The organism is Streptomyces sp. MnatMP-M17 (genome assembly GCF_900091995.1).
GTDB lineage: Bacteria > Actinomycetota > Actinomycetes > Streptomycetales > Streptomycetaceae > Streptomyces.
This window is the reverse complement of sequence record NZ_FMDK01000183.1, coordinates 1-16,091: the sequence shown is the minus strand read 5'-3', so window position 1 is coordinate 16,091 and position 16,091 is coordinate 1. Positions and strand designations below refer to the sequence as shown.

Below are 16,091 nucleotides of genomic sequence, written 5' to 3'. Positions count from 1 at the left end.
GTCGGTAGAGCGTCTCCATGGTAAGGAGAAGGTCTACGGTTCGATTCCGTATTGGGGCTCCGCGTAGGAGCAAGGCCCTCGCCACTTGGCGAGGGCCTTCTTCATTTGCCGGGGAGGTGCTCCGGCACGCGCATCGCGAGGATGGCCATGTCGTCGGAGGCCGGCTCGGCGGCGAAGCGCTCCACCGCGCGCAGTACACGAGAGGCGACCGCGCCCGCAGTCAGTCCCGTACAGCTCGTCAGAACATCGGCCAGGCCGTCGTCGCCCAACATGCGAGTGCCCTCGCGGCGTTCGGTGACGCCGTCGGTGACACACAGCAGGACGTCGCCCGGGTCCAGGGTGATCGTCTGCTCGTACAGCTCCAGGTCCTCCATCACACCGAGGAGCGGCTGCGGTTCGGCGGCCGGTTCGACCGTGCCGTCCTGACGCAGGCGCAGCGGGAGCGGATGGCCGGCGCAGACCATCTTGAGGATCGCGCTGCCGTCCTCCTGTGGCCACAACTCGCCGTACAGCAATGTGAGAAAGCGGCTGCGGGCGCCCTCGTCGAGGATCGCCGCGTTCAGTCGTTCGAGGACCGCGGGCCCGCCGAAGCCCTCGCGGGCCAGCAGCCGGAGCGCGTGCCGGGCCAGGCCGGTGACGGCCGCGGCTTCCGGGCCCGTACCGCAGACATCGCCGATGGCGAAGCCGTAGGCGCCGTCCCGGATGGGGAACAGATCGTAGAAGTCACCGCCGACTTCATTGCCTTCGCCCGCGGCGCGGTAGATGACATCGACCTCGACGCCCGGCACCTCGGGCAGCCCTGGCGGCAGCAGGCTGCGCTGGAGTGCCTGGCTGATGGCGGTGCGCTCGGAGTAGAGGCGTGCGTTGTCGAGTGCGAGTGCCGCCCGGCGCGAGAGGTCTTCGGCGAGTTCCAGGATCTCCTGGCGGAAGTGGTCGTCCGAGGGCTTGCCGAGAGTCAGCATGCCGATGACGCGGTTGCGGGCCACCAGCGGCAGTACGACGGTCTCGCCGCCGACCGCCGCGGCTGTTGCCAGTGTGGTGCCCACGCCGGAGGAGAGCGGGGAGGAACTGCCGCCCAGCTCGCGCATGGAGGTGCGCAGTGCCGCCTGGTGGGCGGCTTCCGAGGGCGCGTGCCAGATACGGGCGCCCGGTGTGGGGACCGGGTCCGGCGGGTTGATCTTGGAGAGGAGGGCCTTGAGGCCGTCGATGCGCTCCTCGTCCTCGTGCAGCACGTACGAGAGGTACGGGTCGGACGCCTGGTCGGCGATTGTGTAGACGGCGCACCAGGTGGCGAGGGTGGGGACGGTCATCTGGGCCATGAGGGCCAGTGTCTGGTCGCGGTCGAGCGTTCCGGCGAGCAGGTCGGAGGCTTCGACGAGGAAGGAGAGTGAGCCGCGGCGCAGACGTTCGAGTTCACCGAGGCGGGCCGATTCGACGGCCAGGGCGATACGGTCCGCGGCGAACTGGAGGCGCAGGGCCTCCTCGTTGGAGTAGCGGCCTGCGCTCTCTGCGGCGACGCCCAGGGAGCCGGTGAGCCGGCCCTCGACCTTGAGCGGGACGGTCACGACGGAGCGCATCCCGGTGTGGTTGAGCAGTGGGACGGCGCCCGGAACGGCCGTCAGGTCCTCGTGGACGGCGGGCATGCGTGCGGAGCCGTACCGTCCGGTACCGGCCTCCACCGGGACGCGTGCGAAGCGCTGGCGGGCCGACGGGAGCCCGGTGGAGGCCCGTACCTCCAGCTCCGTCTCGTCGTCCGTGGCGAGCAGCAGAAAGGCCGAGTCGCCGTCGAGCATGTCGCGGGCGCGCTCCACCGTGCGCTGGAGGAGTCCGTCGAGATCATCGGGGGCCGGGGAGCCGATGAAGACCTCGAAGGGATCCGCGGCGCGGCTCTCGGCGCCCGCCTCGCTCGGGCCGCGCAGCGGTGTCTGGATGACGGCGCGCTCGTAGTCGCGTACGAGGAGGCAGACGGTGGACGGCTCGCCGCGCGTGTCGCGCACCCTGAGATGGGAGGCGTAGACGGGGATGACGCGGCCGTCGGAGGCGCGGATTCCGTAACTGCCCTCCCAGCGGGAGAGTTGGAGCGCTTCGACGATGCCGGTGCCGAGGCCCGGGGTGTGCGGCCAGGCGGCGATGTCGGGCAGCGGCTTGCCGATGACCTGATCGGCCGCGTATCCGAAGATGTGCTCGGCGTCCTCGTTCCAGTTGACGATGGCGGCGCTTCGGTCGATCTGGATGACGGCGACCCGTACGCGTTCGTCGGCGACGGGAAGCAGACCGGTGGGCAGGACGGGTCCGGCCGAGCGGGTGCCGACGGGACGCTGGGGAAGGTCGAGCTGGAACCAGACCTGCTTGTACGTGGAGGTGTACTCGACGCCCCAGCGTGAGGCCATGGCGGCGCAGAGAAGCAGTCCTCTGCCGTTCTCGCGGTCGGCGTTGGCGAAGGTCCGTCCGGCGCCCTGGATGGGGATCTCGCGCTCGGGGTAGCGGTCGGCGACCTCGACGCGGACGCCGTCCTCCGTACGGAGGCAGAGCACATCGGCGGAGGTGCCGGCGTGGATGACGGCGTTGGTGACGAGTTCGCTGGTGAGGACCACGGCGTCGTCGACGACATCGGCGTAGCCCCATCCCTGGAGCGTGTCGCGGACAAAGGCGCGGGCTGTGGCCACCGACCGTCCCACCGGGTCGAAGGTGGCAGCCGCTCGCGCGGTGACCACAGAACTCCTCGTACGCGTTTCGACGCCCGGCTCCGCCATGATCGGCTCCGCCCCTCCTGGTGCCCGGTGGTAGTACCTTCGCCACACCGCCCCCTGCCGGGCGGACCGGGGTGGTTGGACAGCCGGATGCCAGGTTACTTACCTTCGCTGTCCGAGCGGATGCCGGTCGCCGCTGTTTCCGCCCTCCGAGGGCGGGGACGCTAAGCGAAGCTGCCGAACTGTTATGGCCTGGTTCGGACGTGGTGAAACACTGGGCAGGCTTCCGGAGACAGCCCGGCGGTACGGTCAACCCCTGCGGGAGGGACACGGTGGAGTCTGGCACGGCGGCGCGTGGCACGAGTACGCGCGCGAAAGGCGGACGGTCCCGGAGCAATGGGACCTCCGAGGTGGACGCGGCAGAGCTGCAGAGACTGCTGGCCGCCTTGGTGTCGATGCGGGACGGCAATTTCCGTAAACGGCTGACCGTCGCCGGTGACGATGTGATGGCGGAGATCGCCGCTGTCTTCAACGAGGTCGCCGACCGCAATCTCCATCTCACGGGTGAGCTGGCCCGGGTACGCCGGATGGTCGGGCGGGAGGGAAAGCTCACGGAGCGGCTGGAGACAGGCGCGTGTGAGGGCTCCTGGGCCGCCGCCATCGACGCGTCGAACGCGCTGGTGGACGATCTGGCGCGGCCCGTCTCCGAGGTCGGGCGGGTGCTCTCAGCGGTCGCCGAGGGCGATCTGGAGCAGCGGATGGAGCTGCGCTCGCAGTCTCCGGACGGTGCGGAGAGGCCGCTGCGGGGCGAGTTCCTGAAGGTGGCCCGTACGGTCAACAATCTGGTCGACCAGCTGTCGGCGTTCACCGACGAGGTGACGCGGGTGGCGCTGGAGGTCGGTACCGAGGGCAAGCTCGGCGGCCAGGCCAAGGTGCGCGGTATGTCCGGATCGTGGAAGGACCTCACGGATTCGGTCAACACGATGGCGTACCGGCTGACCGCTCAGGTACGTGATATTGCTCTCGTTACGACGGCCGTGGCCAAGGGTGATCTGTCGCGCAAGGTCACGGTCCATGTGGCCGGCGAGATGCTCCAGCTCAAGAACACCGTGAACACCATGGTGGACCAGCTGTCGTCGTTCTCCTCCGAGGTCACGCGTGTGGCCCGGGAGGTCGGCACGGAGGGCGAGCTGGGCGGTCAGGCGACCGTGCCCGAGGTGGCCGGGGTCTGGAAGGACCTGACCGACTCGGTGAACACGATGGCCGGGAACCTGACCAGTCAGGTGCGCGGTATCGCGGAGGTCACGACGGCCGTCGCCAATGGTGATCTTTCGCAGAAGGTGACGGTGAGCGCGCGCGGCGAGGTGGCGCAGCTCGCCGAGACGATCAACCAGATGACGGAGACGCTCCGTACGTTCGCGGACGAAGTGACCCGCGTGGCGAGTGAGGTCGGCGCGGAAGGTCTGCTCGGCGGCCAGGCGCAGGTGCCGGGCGCCGCCGGTACGTGGAAGGACCTCACGGACTCGGTCAACACCGTCTTCCGCAATCTTACGACTCAGGTGCGGGACATCGCGCAGGTGACGACGGCGGTGGCGAACGGCGATCTGTCGCAGAAGGTCACCGTCGATGTGGCGGGCGAGATGCTGGAGCTGAAGAACACCGTCAACACGATGGTGGACCAGCTCCAGTCGTTCGGTTCCGAGGTCACCCGGGTCGCGCGGGAGGTCGGTGTCGAGGGCCGGCTCGGCGGCCAGGCCGAGGTGCCGGGCGCGGCGGGCACGTGGAAGGACCTCACCGATTCGGTGAACACGGCCTTCCGCAACCTCACCGGCCAGGTGCGGGACATCGCGCAGGTGACCACGGCCGTCGCCAACGGTGATCTGACCCAGAAGGTCACCGTGGATGTGGCGGGCGAGATGCTGGAGCTGAAGAACACCGTCAACACGATGGTGGCGCAGCTCTCCTCCTTCGCCGACCAGGTCACCGTGATGGCCCGGGATGTGGGCACGGAGGGCCGGCTCGGCGGCCAGGCGCGGGTGGACGGCGTCAGCGGTACTTGGAAGGAACTCACCGACTCCGTCAACTTCATGGCGGGAAATCTCACCGATCAGGTGCGTCAGATCGCACAGGTGACCACGGCGGTGGCCCGGGGCGACCTGTCGCAGAAGATCGACGTGGACGCCCGGGGCGAGATCCTGGAGCTCAAGAACACCATCAATACGATGGTCGATCAGCTCTCGGCCTTCGCCGACCAGGTGACCAGGGTCGCGCGCGAGGTGGGTACTGACGGACGGCTCGGCGGTCAGGCGAAGGTGCCGGGCGTGGCCGGTGTCTGGCGGGATCTGACGGATTCCGTCAACGGCATGGCCGGGAACCTCACCGATCAGGTCCGCAATATCGCGGGTGTCGCGACGGCGGTGGCGCGTGGCGACCTCTCGCAGAAGATCGACGTGGACGCGCGCGGCGAGATCCTGGAGCTCAAGAACACCCTCAACACGATGGTGGACCAGCTCTCCAACTTCGCCGAGCAGGTCACCCGGGTGGCGCGCGAGGTGGGCACCGAGGGCATGCTGGGCGGCCAGGCAGAGGTCCAGGGCGTCTCCGGCACCTGGAAGGACCTGACCCAGTCCGTCAACTTCATGGCGAACAACTTGACCTCGCAGGTCCGCAATATCGCCGAGGTCACCACGGCGGTCGCCAAGGGCGATCTGTCGAAGAAGATCACGGTCGACGCCAAGGGTGAGATCCTCGATCTCGTCACGACCGTCAACACGATGGTCGACCAGCTCTCCAACTTCGCGGACGAGGTCACGCGCGTCGCCCGTGAGGTGGGTACGGAGGGCATCCTCGGCGGCCAGGCCAGGGTCCGGGGTGTCACCGGCATCTGGAAGGACCTCAGCGACAACGTCAACACGATGGCCAACAACCTGACCAGTCAGGTGCGGAACATCTCCCGCGTCTCGGCCGCGGTCGCCAACGGCGATCTGACGAAGAAGGTGACGGTGGAGGCGCGCGGCGAGGTCGCGGAGCTCGCCGACACCGTCAACACGATGGTGACGACACTGTCGTCGTTCGCCGACGAGGTGACACGGGTCGCCCGTGAGGTGGGCACCGAGGGCGAACTGGGCGGCCAGGCCAGGGTGCCCGGTGTGTCGGGCACCTGGAAGGACCTCACCGAGTCGGTGAACTCGATGGCGTCCAATCTGACCGGCCAGGTGCGCCAGATCGCCACTGTCACGACGGCCATCGCGAAGGGCGATCTCACCAAGAAGATCGACATCGATGCGCGCGGTGAGATCCAGGAGCTGAAGAACACCATCAACACCATGGTCGACCAGCTCTCCTCCTTCGCGGAGGAGGTGACCCGGGTGGCCCGCGAGGTGGGTACGGACGGCCAGCTCGGCGGCCAGGCGCGGGTGCGGGACGTGGACGGCACCTGGCGCGACCTCACCGAATCGGTGAACGAGATGGCCGGCAATCTGACGCGTCAGGTGCGCGCGATCGCCGCAGTGGCCACCGCGGTGACGCGTGGCGATCTCAATCTGAAGATCGATGTCGACGCGGCGGGCGAGATCCAGGTCCTCCAGGACAACATCAACACGATGATCGCCAATCTGCGGGACACCACCCTCGCCAACGAGGAGCAGGACTGGCTGAAGGGCAACCTCGCCCGTATCTCCGGTCTGATGCAGGGCCGCCGCGATCTCGACGACGTGGCCTCGCTGATCATGAGCGAGCTGACTCCGGTGGTCTCGGCGCAGCACGGCGCGTTCTTCCTGGCGATGCAGACCGGCAATGTGCCCCAGGTCGGTACGGACGGCGGCAGGGACGGCTCGTACGAGCTGTGCATGCGCGGCAGTTACGGCTACTCGGCCGGTTCGATGCCGACGGTCTTCCGGCCCGGTGAGACGCTCATCGGCACGGCCGCCGAGGAGAAGCGCACCATCCAGCTCAATGTGCCGCCGGGCTATCTGAAGATCTCGTCCGGACTCGGAGAGGCGTCGCCGGCGCATGTGATCGTGCTGCCGGTGCTCTTCGAGGGCAAGGTCCTCGGAGTGATCGAGCTGGCGTCGTTCCAGCCGTTCACCCATATCCAGAAGGACTTCCTCAACCAGATCGCCGAGATGATCGCGACGAGCGTCAACACCATCAGCGTCAACTCCAAGACGGAGGTGCTGCTGAAGCAGTCGCAGGAGCTGACCGAGCAGCTCCGTGAGCGCTCGGCCGAGCTGGAGAACCGGCAGAAGGCCCTTCAGGAGTCCAACGCGGAGCTGGAGGAGAAGGCGGAGCTGCTGGCGCAGCAGAACCGTGACATCGAGGTGAAGAACACCGAGATCGAAGAGGCCAGGCAAGTGCTGGAGGAGCGGGCCGAGCAGCTCGCCGTCTCGATGCGCTACAAGTCGGAGTTCCTGGCGAACATGTCGCACGAGCTGCGCACACCGCTCAACTCGCTGCTCATCCTCGCCAAGCTGCTCGCGGACAACGCTGAATCGAATCTCTCGCCGAAGCAGGTGGAGTTCGCGGAGACGATCCACGGCGCGGGCTCCGATCTGCTCCAGCTCATCAACGACATCCTCGATCTGTCGAAGGTCGAGGCGGGCAAGATGGATGTCAGCCCGACCAGGATCGCGCTGGTCCAGCTCGTCGACTATGTGGAGGCGACGTTCCGGCCGCTCACGGCGGAGAAGGGACTCGACTTCTCCGTACGGGTCTCGCCGGAGCTGCCCGCGACGCTGCACACCGATGAGCAGCGTCTGTTGCAGGTGCTGCGGAATCTGCTCTCCAACGCGGTGAAGTTCACCGACTCCGGCGCGGTGGAGCTGGTGATCCGTCCGGCGGGCGCGGATGTGCCGCACGCCATCAGGGAGCAGCTGCTGGAGGCGGGTTCGCTGCGGGACGCCGACGGCGATCTGATCGCCTTCTCGGTCACCGACACCGGGATCGGTATCGCCGCGAGCAAGATGCGGGTGATCTTCGAGGCGTTCAAGCAGGCGGACGGTACGACCAGCCGGAAGTACGGCGGCACGGGTCTGGGCCTGTCCATCAGCCGGGAGATCGCCCGGCTGCTCGGCGGTGAGATCCACGCGGCGAGCGAGCCGGGACGCGGCTCGACCTTCACGCTCTATCTGCCGCTGCATCCCAGCGAGCTGCCGCCGCAGGGCTATCCGCAGTTGACGCCCGCCGGTGTGCGGCCGGCGGGACGCCCGCTGGAGGACGGTACGGGAGAGACGGTGGGCCAGCAGGCGGAGGCCGCCTCTCTGGAGATCGAGTCCGCGGGTCCCGCCGCGCTCTTCCGGCGCCGTCGCAGGAGCCCGGGCTCCGGGCAGGGCTCCGGGCCGTCCGGACAGGGCGCACAGGCCTCGCGGTCAGGAGGCGCGGGCTCCTCGGGCCGCCAGGAGTCGTGGAGCTCCCGCACGGGCGGTACGGGCCGTCAGGACGCGCCGCGTGAGAGCCGTACGTTCAGCTTCGCCGGCGAGAAGGTGCTGATCGTGGACGACGACATCCGCAATGTCTTCGCGCTCACCAGTGTGCTGGAGCAGCACGGACTGTCCGTGCTGTACGCGGAGAACGGCCGCGAGGGCATCGAAGTCCTGGAGCAGCACGACGATGTGACGGTCGTTCTGATGGACATCATGATGCCCGAGATGGACGGATACGCCACGACGACGGCGATCCGCAGGATGCCGCAGTTCGCCGGGCTGCCGATCATCGCGCTCACCGCGAAGGCGATGAAGGGCGACCGGGAGAAGGCTCTCGAATCGGGCGCATCCGACTATGTGACAAAGCCGGTTGACCCCGATCATCTGCTGACGGTGATGGAAGACTGGATGCGCCACAGGTGACCGGCCGCCGCCGGACAGGGCCCAATTATCGGAATGTACCGACGGACTGTGCCGGACGGCGTGTGAGGCGGGGATATTCGGGGAACCTTCTGGTCTCCCGCTACGTTTCCGCTTTGTGCACAGTGACATCACGGTGACAGGGTGTGGCGACAGGCGGGGTGCGGCTACCATGACCGGCACAAGGACGGACGGCGCAAGGGAGTCGTCTCCTGGGGCGGCGCCCGGCATCACGCGGGGCACCGTGAGCGGGGGACGTCCCATGCCGGGGCGAGGAGGGCGGGCGGCCATGGTGCAGAAGGCCAAGATCCTCCTGGTCGATGACCGGCCGGAGAATCTGCTGGCGCTGGAGGCGATCCTCTCCGCGCTCGATCAGACGCTGGTGCGGGCATCGTCCGGGGAGGAAGCGCTCAAAGCGCTGCTGACGGACGACTTCGCGGTCATTCTGCTGGATGTCCAGATGCCCGGCATGGACGGGTTCGAGACGGCCGCGCACATCAAACGGCGTGAGCGGACGCGCGACATCCCGATCATCTTTCTCACAGCCATCAACCACGGCCCGCACCACACCTTCCGGGGTTACGCGGCGGGTGCGGTCGACTACATCTCGAAGCCGTTCGATCCCTGGGTGCTGCGTGCCAAGGTCTCGGTCTTCGTCGACCTCTACATGAAGAACTGCCAGCTCAAGGAACAGGCCGAGCTGCTCAGACTCCAGCTGGCGGGTGCGGGCGACAGCAGGGAGCCGGCCGGTCTGCTCGCCGAACTCTCGGGCCGGCTCGCGGCAGTTGAGGAGCAGGCCGAAGCGCTCTCCAAGCAACTGGACGACGATTCCGCGGATGCCTCCGCGGTGGCAACCGCCGCCCATCTGGAGCGCAAACTCACCGGTCTGCGGCGGGCGCTGGACGCGCTGGGGCCGGGCGCGGGAAGCGGTACGCCCACACTGCCCTCACAGAGCTGAGAGACAGAGCTGAGAGCGGGCCCGCACGGAACCGGGAGTGGCAGAGACCGCGCCTGGGCGTGATCCGGTGAACGGCGTCGGTTTTCCACGGACTTGTGGCGACACGTACGGGTGAAGCGGTAGGCACACGTGTCGACGGCCGTGCACACCGGTAACCTCACCACCATGGCCTCACGTACGTCCGGCAAGGGTTCCCAGGGCACGGCGGGCACCGCAAAGCCGCGCGCCGGCCGTACGACCGGCGCCGCGAAGGCGGCTCCCGCCAAGAAGACGGCGGCGAAGAAGGCGGCATCGCCCGCGAAAAGACCACCGGCCAAGAAAGTGCCCGCCAAGAAGGCCGCCGTGGCGCCCAAAGCCGCGCCGTCCCCCACCGGAGGCGTGTACCGGCTCGTTCGCGCGCTGTGGCTCGGCATGGCCCATGGCGTCGGTGCGATGTTCCGTGGCATAGGGCGTGGTGCGAAGGGACTCGATCCGGCCCATCGCAAGGACGGTCTGGCCCTGTTGCTGCTCGGCCTCGCCCTGGTCGTGGCGGCCGGCACCTGGTCGAATCTGCGCGGTCCGGTGGGCGATCTGATCGAGATGCTCATCACCGGCACCTTCGGCCGGCTCGATCTGCTGGTGCCGGTGCTGCTGGGCGCCATCGCCGTACGGCTGATCCTCTATCCCGAGCGGCCCGAGGCAAACGGACGGATCGTCATCGGGCTCTCCGCGCTGGTCGTCGGAGTGCTCGGACTGGTCCATATCGCCTGTGGTGCTCCCGGGCGCGGTGAGGGCACCGAGGCGATCCAGGACGCGGGCGGGCTGATCGGCTGGGCCGCCTCCAGGCCGCTGATCTTCACCATGAGCGAGGTTCTCGCCGTACCGCTGCTCCTGCTGCTCGCCTTGTTCGGTCTGCTGGTCGTCACCGCCACTCCTGTCAACGCCATTCCGCAGCGGCTACGGCTGCTGGGCACACGGCTGGGCATCCTCTCCTCGGCCGAGGCGCCGGAGCGTACCGACGACGACGAGCGGTACGGGGACGACGATCGCTACGACGACCAGTGGAGCGAAGGACTGCCCGCCGGCGCGCGCCGTACCTCCGGGCGCCGGAGCGGACCGTCCGGCGAGTACGACCCGGACCAGGCGGAGGCGGAGGCGCTCTCCAGACGGCGCAGGCCGCGCCGGTCCTCCGTACAGCCGGCCGTCGAACGTCCGCTGGACGCGGTGGATGTGGCCGCGGCGGCTGCGGCGGCGCTGGACGGCGCGGTGCTCAACGGGATGCCGCCCTCGCCGGTCGTCGCGGACCTCACCCAGGGCGTCTCCGTGGACCGTATGCGCAAGGGCCTCGACGGGCCCGAGGAGCGCCAGGAACGACCGGAGCGCCCTGCGCCTGTACCGACGTCCGTACCGACCGCCCGGGAGCCCGATAAGCGGCCCGCGGGCGCCGCCGTCGCGGATCTCACCAAGCCCGCGCCTGCGATCGACAAACCACTGCCTCCGCGCGCCGAACAGCTCCAGCTCCGCGGCGACATCACCTACGCGCTGCCCTCGCTGGACCTGCTGGAGCGCGGCGGTCCCGGCAAGACGCGCAGCGCCGCCAATGACGCCGTCGTCGCCTCGCTCACCAATGTGTTCATGGAGTTCAAGGTCGACGCGGCCGTCACCGGCTTCACCCGGGGCCCAACCGTCACGCGCTACGAGGTCGAGCTGGGCCCGGCGGTGAAGGTCGAGCGGATCATCGCGCTCACCAAGAACATCGCGTACGCCGTGGCCAGCCCCGACGTCCGGATCATCTCCCCGATCCCCGGCAAGTCCGCGGTCGGTATCGAGATCCCCAACACCGACCGCGAGATGGTCAACCTCGGCGATGTGCTGCGTCTCGCGGACGCCGCCGAGGACGACCATCCGATGCTGGTCGCGCTCGGCAAGGACGTCGAGGGCGGCTATGTGATGGCCAATCTGGCGAAGATGCCACACATGCTGGTCGCGGGCGCGACCGGCTCCGGCAAGTCCTCCTGCATCAACTGTCTGATCACCTCGGTGATGGTCCGGGCGACGCCGGAGGACGTCCGGATGGTCCTGGTCGACCCCAAGCGCGTCGAGCTGACCGCGTACGAGGGCATCCCGCATCTGATCACACCGATCATCACCAATCCCAAGCGTGCCGCCGAGGCGCTCCAGTGGGTCGTACGCGAGATGGATCTGCGCTACGACGACCTCGCCGCCTACGGCTACCGGCACATCGACGACTTCAACCAGGCCGTGCGCGACGGCAAGGCCAAGACGCCGGAGGGCAGCGAACGCGAGCTGTCGCCCTATCCGTATCTGCTGGTCGTCGTGGACGAGCTGGCCGATCTGATGATGGTCGCGCCGCGTGATGTCGAGGACGCCATCGTCCGTATCACCCAGTTGGCCCGTGCCGCCGGAATCCATCTCGTGCTCGCCACCCAGCGGCCCTCGGTCGATGTCGTCACCGGCCTGATCAAGGCGAATGTGCCCTCGCGGCTCGCCTTCGCCACCTCCTCGCTGGCCGACAGCCGGGTCATCCTCGACCAGCCGGGCGCGGAGAAGCTGATCGGCAAGGGCGACGGGCTGTTCCTGCCGATGGGCGCGAACAAACCGGTCCGTATGCAGGGCGCCTTTGTGACCGAGGACGAAGTCGCGGCGGTCGTCCAGCACTGCAAGGATCAGATGGCGCCGGTCTTCCGCGACGATGTCGTGGTCGGGACGGCGAAGAAGAAGGACATCGACGAGGACATCGGCGACGATCTGGATCTGCTCTGCCAGGCCGTCGAGCTGGTGGTCACCACTCAGTTCGGCTCGACCTCGATGCTCCAGCGGAAGCTGCGCGTCGGTTTCGCCAAGGCGGGCCGGCTGATGGATCTGATGGAGTCGAGGAACATCGTCGGGCCGAGCGAGGGCTCCAAGGCGCGCGACGTTCTGGTGAAGGCGGACGAAGTGGATGGAGTGCTCTCCGTGATTCGCGGGGAGCCTCAACCGTAGGAAACGGAATCCCGAGCGAGCCCGAGCGAAGCGGCGCGAGTCCGACCGAGCTTGACCGACTTCTGTCGAGTCCGCCCGGCTTCCGTAGACCCTGACAGAACCCGGGCGAATCCGAAGGCAACCGTTTCCCTTGGGTAAACGTCAAGTTGGGGAGGGAGAGCATCATGTCCCTCTGCCACGCCGTCCGGTCATTCCGATGGCGTACAAAGTGCATCCGCCCGGTTGCCCCACCCTTTCGTACCACCCATAGACTGAACGTCCAGCAGGTGGCTACACGCTCGAAAGGCGCCCCCGTGTCCATCGGCAAATCCCCCGACGGCAGTGCCCCCGACGGCAACTCCCCGGAAGACGACCGGAATCCTCCCGAAGACGACCGGAACTCCCTGGAAGAAGAAGAGAACTTCCTTGAGGACGACCGGAACTCATCTCTATACGATCAGCCGTTGATCGAAGACGATCGGCCCTCGATCGGCCAGACCCTTCAGCAGGCTCGTATCGCCGCCGGGCTGAGCGTCGACGATGTCAGCGGCTCCACCCGCGTGCGCGTCCCCATTGTGCAGGCGATCGAGCAGGACGACTTCTCCCGCTGCGGCGGCGATGTCTATGCCCGTGGCCATATCCGTATGCTCGCCCGCGCGGTGGGGATCGATCCCGAAGCCCTGGTCGAGCAGTTCGACGCCGAGCACGGCGGCCGTCCCGTGCCCACGCCCGCGGCGCCGATGTTCGAGGCGGAGCGGATCCGGCCCGAGCGGCCCCGTCCCAACTGGACCGCCGCCATGGTCGCGGCGATCGTCGCCGTGGTGGGCTTTGTCGGCTTCACGGCGTTCGGCGGGGAGGAGGACGCCGGCAAGGCCAAGCAGGCCGCCGAAGGTCCCAAGCCTCAGAAGAGCAACGTCAAACCCACGCCCAGCAAGCCGGCTCCCAAGCCCGAGCCGTCGGACAGCGCCATCGCGGCGGCGCCGCTCGACAAGGTCACGGTGCGGCTGTCGGCCATAGAGGACAAGAGCTGGATCTCGGCCAAGGCGCACGACGGCAAGCTGCTCTTCGACGGACTCCTCAACAAGGGCGACTCCAAGACCTTCCAGGACGACGAGCAGATCGATCTCATTCTCGGGAACGCCGGAGCGATCGAGCTGTTCGTGAACGGCAAGAAGGTCGAGGACGAGTTCGAGCCGGGACAGGTCGAGCGACTCACATACACGCAGGGCGACCCCGAGGCCGGCTGAGCAACCCTGCACGCCAGGGGCAGGGCCAGGACAAAGTAGTCTTGAGCCCATGCCCGAACGCCGTACCGTCGCCCTTGTCACACTCGGCTGCGCCCGTAACGAGGTGGACTCGGAGGAGCTTGCAGGCCGCTTGGCAGCGGACGGCTGGGAGCTCGTCCAGGACGCCTCGGACGCGGATGTCGCCGTCGTCAACACCTGCGGATTCGTCGAGGCCGCCAAGAAGGACTCCGTCGACGCCCTGCTGGAAGCCAACGATCTCAAGGAGCACGGCAGGACCCAGGCCGTCGTCGCCGTCGGCTGCATGGCCGAGCGGTACGGCAAGGAGCTCGCCGAGGCCCTGCCGGAGGCGGACGGTGTCCTCGGTTTTGACGACTACGCCGATATCTCCGACCGGCTTCAGACCATCCTGAGCGGCGGTGTGCACGCCTCGCACACGCCTCGTGACCGGCGCAAGCTGCTGCCGCTCAGCCCGGTCGAGCGCCAGGGCACGGAGGTCGCGCTGCCCGGTCACGGGCAGACGGCGGCCGAGGTGGTGCCGGCGCCCGAGGATCTGCCCGAAGGGCTCGCTCCGGCCTCCGGGCCGCGTGCGCCCTTGCGGCGGCGCCTGGACCGCAGCCCGGTCGCCTCTGTCAAGCTCGCCTCCGGCTGCGACCGGCGCTGCTCCTTCTGCGCCATCCCGTCGTTCCGAGGATCCTTCATCTCCCGACGCCCCTCCGATGTGCTGGGCGAGACGCGCTGGCTGGCCGAGCAGGGCGTCAAGGAGGTCATGCTCGTCTCCGAGAACAACACCTCGTACGGCAAGGACCTCGGCGACATCCGGCTGCTGGAGACCCTGCTGCCGGAGCTGGCGGCGGTCGACGGGATCGAGCGGGTACGCGTCAGCTATCTCCAGCCCGCCGAGATGCGGCCGGGGCTGATTGATGTTCTGACGTCGACGCCCAAGGTCGCGCCGTACTTCGATCTCTCCTTCCAGCACTCGGCGCCCGATGTGCTGCGCGCGATGCGGCGCTTCGGGGACACCGACCGCTTCCTGGAGCTTCTGGAGACCATCCGCGGCAAGGCGCCGCAGGCCGGAGTGCGATCCAACTTCATCGTCGGCTTCCCAGGGGAGAGCGAGGCGGACTTCGCGGAGCTGGAGCGTTTCCTCACGGGCGCGCGGCTCGATGCCATCGGTGTCTTCGGCTACTCGGACGAGGACGGCACCGAGGCGGCGACGTACGAGAACAAGCTGGACCCGGACGTCGTCGCCGAGCGGCTGGCCCATCTGTCGCGACTGGCCGAGGAACTGACCGCGCAGCGGGCCGAGGAGCGGCTCGGTGAGAGCCTTCAGGTGCTTGTCGAGTCGGTCGGTGGAGAGACCGGCGGCGAAGAGGGCGGTTACGGGGAGGCGGCGGTCGGGCGGGCGGCGCACCAGGCGCCCGAGACCGACGGCCAGGTGATCTTCACTTCGGGCGAGGGACTGCGGCCCGGCCTCATGATCGAGGCGAAGGTGATCGGTACCCAGGGCGTGGATCTGGTGGCCGAGTGCTACGAGCTTCAGGAGCTTTCGGGGCGTCCCGGGGTTGATGCGAGGACTCCGGGCGAGGAGGCGGCCAGATGACCGGAGTCCCGGCGTCCGCGGCCGGGGGTACCGGCGCGAAGCGGGTGGCGGTGGTGGTCGGTCAGGCAAGTCTGTGGAACATCGCCAATATCCTCACCATGGTGCGACTGGTGCTGGTGCCGGCCTTTGTGGTGCTGCTGCTCCAGGAGGGCGGATACGACCCGGTCTGGCGCGCCTGGGCATGGGCCGCCTTCGCCGTCGCCATGATCACGGACATCTTCGACGGCCATCTCGCCCGTACGTACAACCTGGTCACCGACTTCGGGAAGATCGCCGATCCGATCGCGGACAAGGCGATCATGGGAGCGGCGCTGGTCTGTCTCTCCGCGCTCGGCGATCTGCCGTGGTGGGTCACCGGAGTCATTCTCTTCCGTGAACTCGGGATCACACTGATGCGGTTCTGGGTGATCAGACACGGAGTCATCCCGGCCAGTCGTGGCGGCAAGATGAAGACTCTGGCCCAGGGCACGGCGGCGGGGATGTATGTGCTGGCGCTGACCGGGCCGCTGGCGACGCTCCGCTTCTGGGTGATGGTGGTGGCCGTCGTGCTGACGGTGGTCACCGGGCTGGACTATGTGCGACAGGCGGTGGTGCTGCGGCGGCAGGGACTCGCGGCGGAGCGTGCGGCGGCCCGGTCCGCTGAGCCCGGGGCTTCCGGGGCTTCCGGTGAGGGCGAGTCCGCGCGGTGACCGCGGGAGCGCCCGGGACCGGGGCCGAGGCCGGTATCGCGCCGGTGCGGGAGTGCGCCGCGCGGGTGCTGGAGGCCCTGGAGGGGCTCGGCGGGGCGCTGGCGGT

At 68.3% G+C, this 16,091-nt stretch carries 8 protein-coding genes and 1 pseudogene; 7 read left to right on the top strand and 2 right to left on the bottom strand.

The annotated features are described in order from the left end of the window. Positions 1-101: 101 nt before the first annotated feature. Positions 102-2,753 (bottom strand): SpoIIE family protein phosphatase, encoded by a 2,652-nt coding sequence (locus tag GA0115259_RS09050; protein ID WP_093593479.1) that lies wholly within the window; start codon positions 2,751-2,753, stop codon positions 102-104. 392 nt (positions 2,754-3,145) lie between these two features. On the opposite strand from GA0115259_RS09050, the pseudogene GA0115259_RS09045 reads away from it, so the two are divergent. Then, positions 3,146-6,769, top strand: a pseudogene (locus GA0115259_RS09045) (HAMP domain-containing protein); the annotation flags it as partial. A gap of 76 nt (positions 6,770-6,845) precedes the next feature. Here GA0115259_RS09045 and GA0115259_RS42730 read toward each other — a convergent pair. Beyond that, complete coding sequence (locus tag GA0115259_RS42730; RefSeq protein WP_370747541.1) at positions 6,846-7,130, bottom strand: CxxxxCH/CxxCH domain-containing protein; 285 nt, start codon at positions 7,128-7,130, stop codon at positions 6,846-6,848. Here GA0115259_RS42730 and GA0115259_RS42725 point away from each other — a divergent pair. The 6 genes from GA0115259_RS42725 (at position 7,079) to pgsA (ending at position 15,985) form a co-directional block, all read left to right on the top strand. Beyond that, on the top strand, positions 7,079-8,533 hold the full coding sequence (locus tag GA0115259_RS42725; RefSeq protein WP_370747540.1) for an ATP-binding protein: 1,455 nt from the start codon (positions 7,079-7,081) through the stop codon (positions 8,531-8,533). The two genes, GA0115259_RS42730 and GA0115259_RS42725, sit on opposite strands and share 52 nt — an antisense overlap. 286 nt (positions 8,534-8,819) lie before the next feature. After that, complete coding sequence (locus GA0115259_RS09040; protein ID WP_093593473.1) at positions 8,820-9,488, top strand: response regulator; 669 nt, start codon at positions 8,820-8,822, stop codon at positions 9,486-9,488. A gap of 165 nt (positions 9,489-9,653) precedes the next feature. Continuing rightward, positions 9,654-12,470, top strand: a complete 2,817-nt coding sequence (locus GA0115259_RS09035) for a DNA translocase FtsK (protein WP_093593482.1) — start codon at positions 9,654-9,656, stop codon at positions 12,468-12,470. A gap of 443 nt (positions 12,471-12,913) precedes the next feature. Continuing rightward, entirely contained in the window at positions 12,914-13,696 is a 783-nt protein-coding gene (locus tag GA0115259_RS09030; RefSeq protein WP_370747539.1) for a helix-turn-helix domain-containing protein, read from the top strand. A gap of 49 nt (positions 13,697-13,745) precedes the next feature. Next, positions 13,746-15,296: a 30S ribosomal protein S12 methylthiotransferase RimO gene (gene rimO, locus GA0115259_RS09025; RefSeq protein WP_093593467.1), complete on the top strand. Its 1,551-nt coding sequence runs from the start codon at positions 13,746-13,748 to the stop codon at positions 15,294-15,296. After that, the gene (pgsA, locus tag GA0115259_RS09020; protein ID WP_093593464.1) at positions 15,293-15,985 is read left to right on the top strand and encodes a CDP-diacylglycerol--glycerol-3-phosphate 3-phosphatidyltransferase; all 693 of its coding nucleotides are present in this window, start codon (positions 15,293-15,295) and stop codon (positions 15,983-15,985) included. Before rimO ends, pgsA begins: the two co-directional genes overlap by 4 nt. The last annotated feature ends 106 nt before the right edge of the window (positions 15,986-16,091 follow it).

Excerpts from the sequence above, each read along its gene's own strand:
- GA0115259_RS09050 (WP_093593479.1), bottom strand. The coding sequence starts at position 2,753 with ATGGCGGAGCCGGGCGTCGAAACGCGTACGAGGAGTTCTGTGGTCACC.
- GA0115259_RS42725 (WP_370747540.1), top strand. The coding sequence starts at position 7,079 with ATGCGCTACAAGTCGGAGTTCCTGGCGAACATGTCGCACGAGCTGCGC.
- GA0115259_RS09040 (WP_093593473.1), top strand. The coding sequence starts at position 8,820 with ATGGTGCAGAAGGCCAAGATCCTCCTGGTCGATGACCGGCCGGAGAAT.
- GA0115259_RS09035 (WP_093593482.1), top strand. The coding sequence starts at position 9,654 with ATGGCCTCACGTACGTCCGGCAAGGGTTCCCAGGGCACGGCGGGCACC.
- rimO (WP_093593467.1), top strand. The coding sequence starts at position 13,746 with ATGCCCGAACGCCGTACCGTCGCCCTTGTCACACTCGGCTGCGCCCGT.
- pgsA (WP_093593464.1), top strand. The coding sequence starts at position 15,293 with ATGACCGGAGTCCCGGCGTCCGCGGCCGGGGGTACCGGCGCGAAGCGG.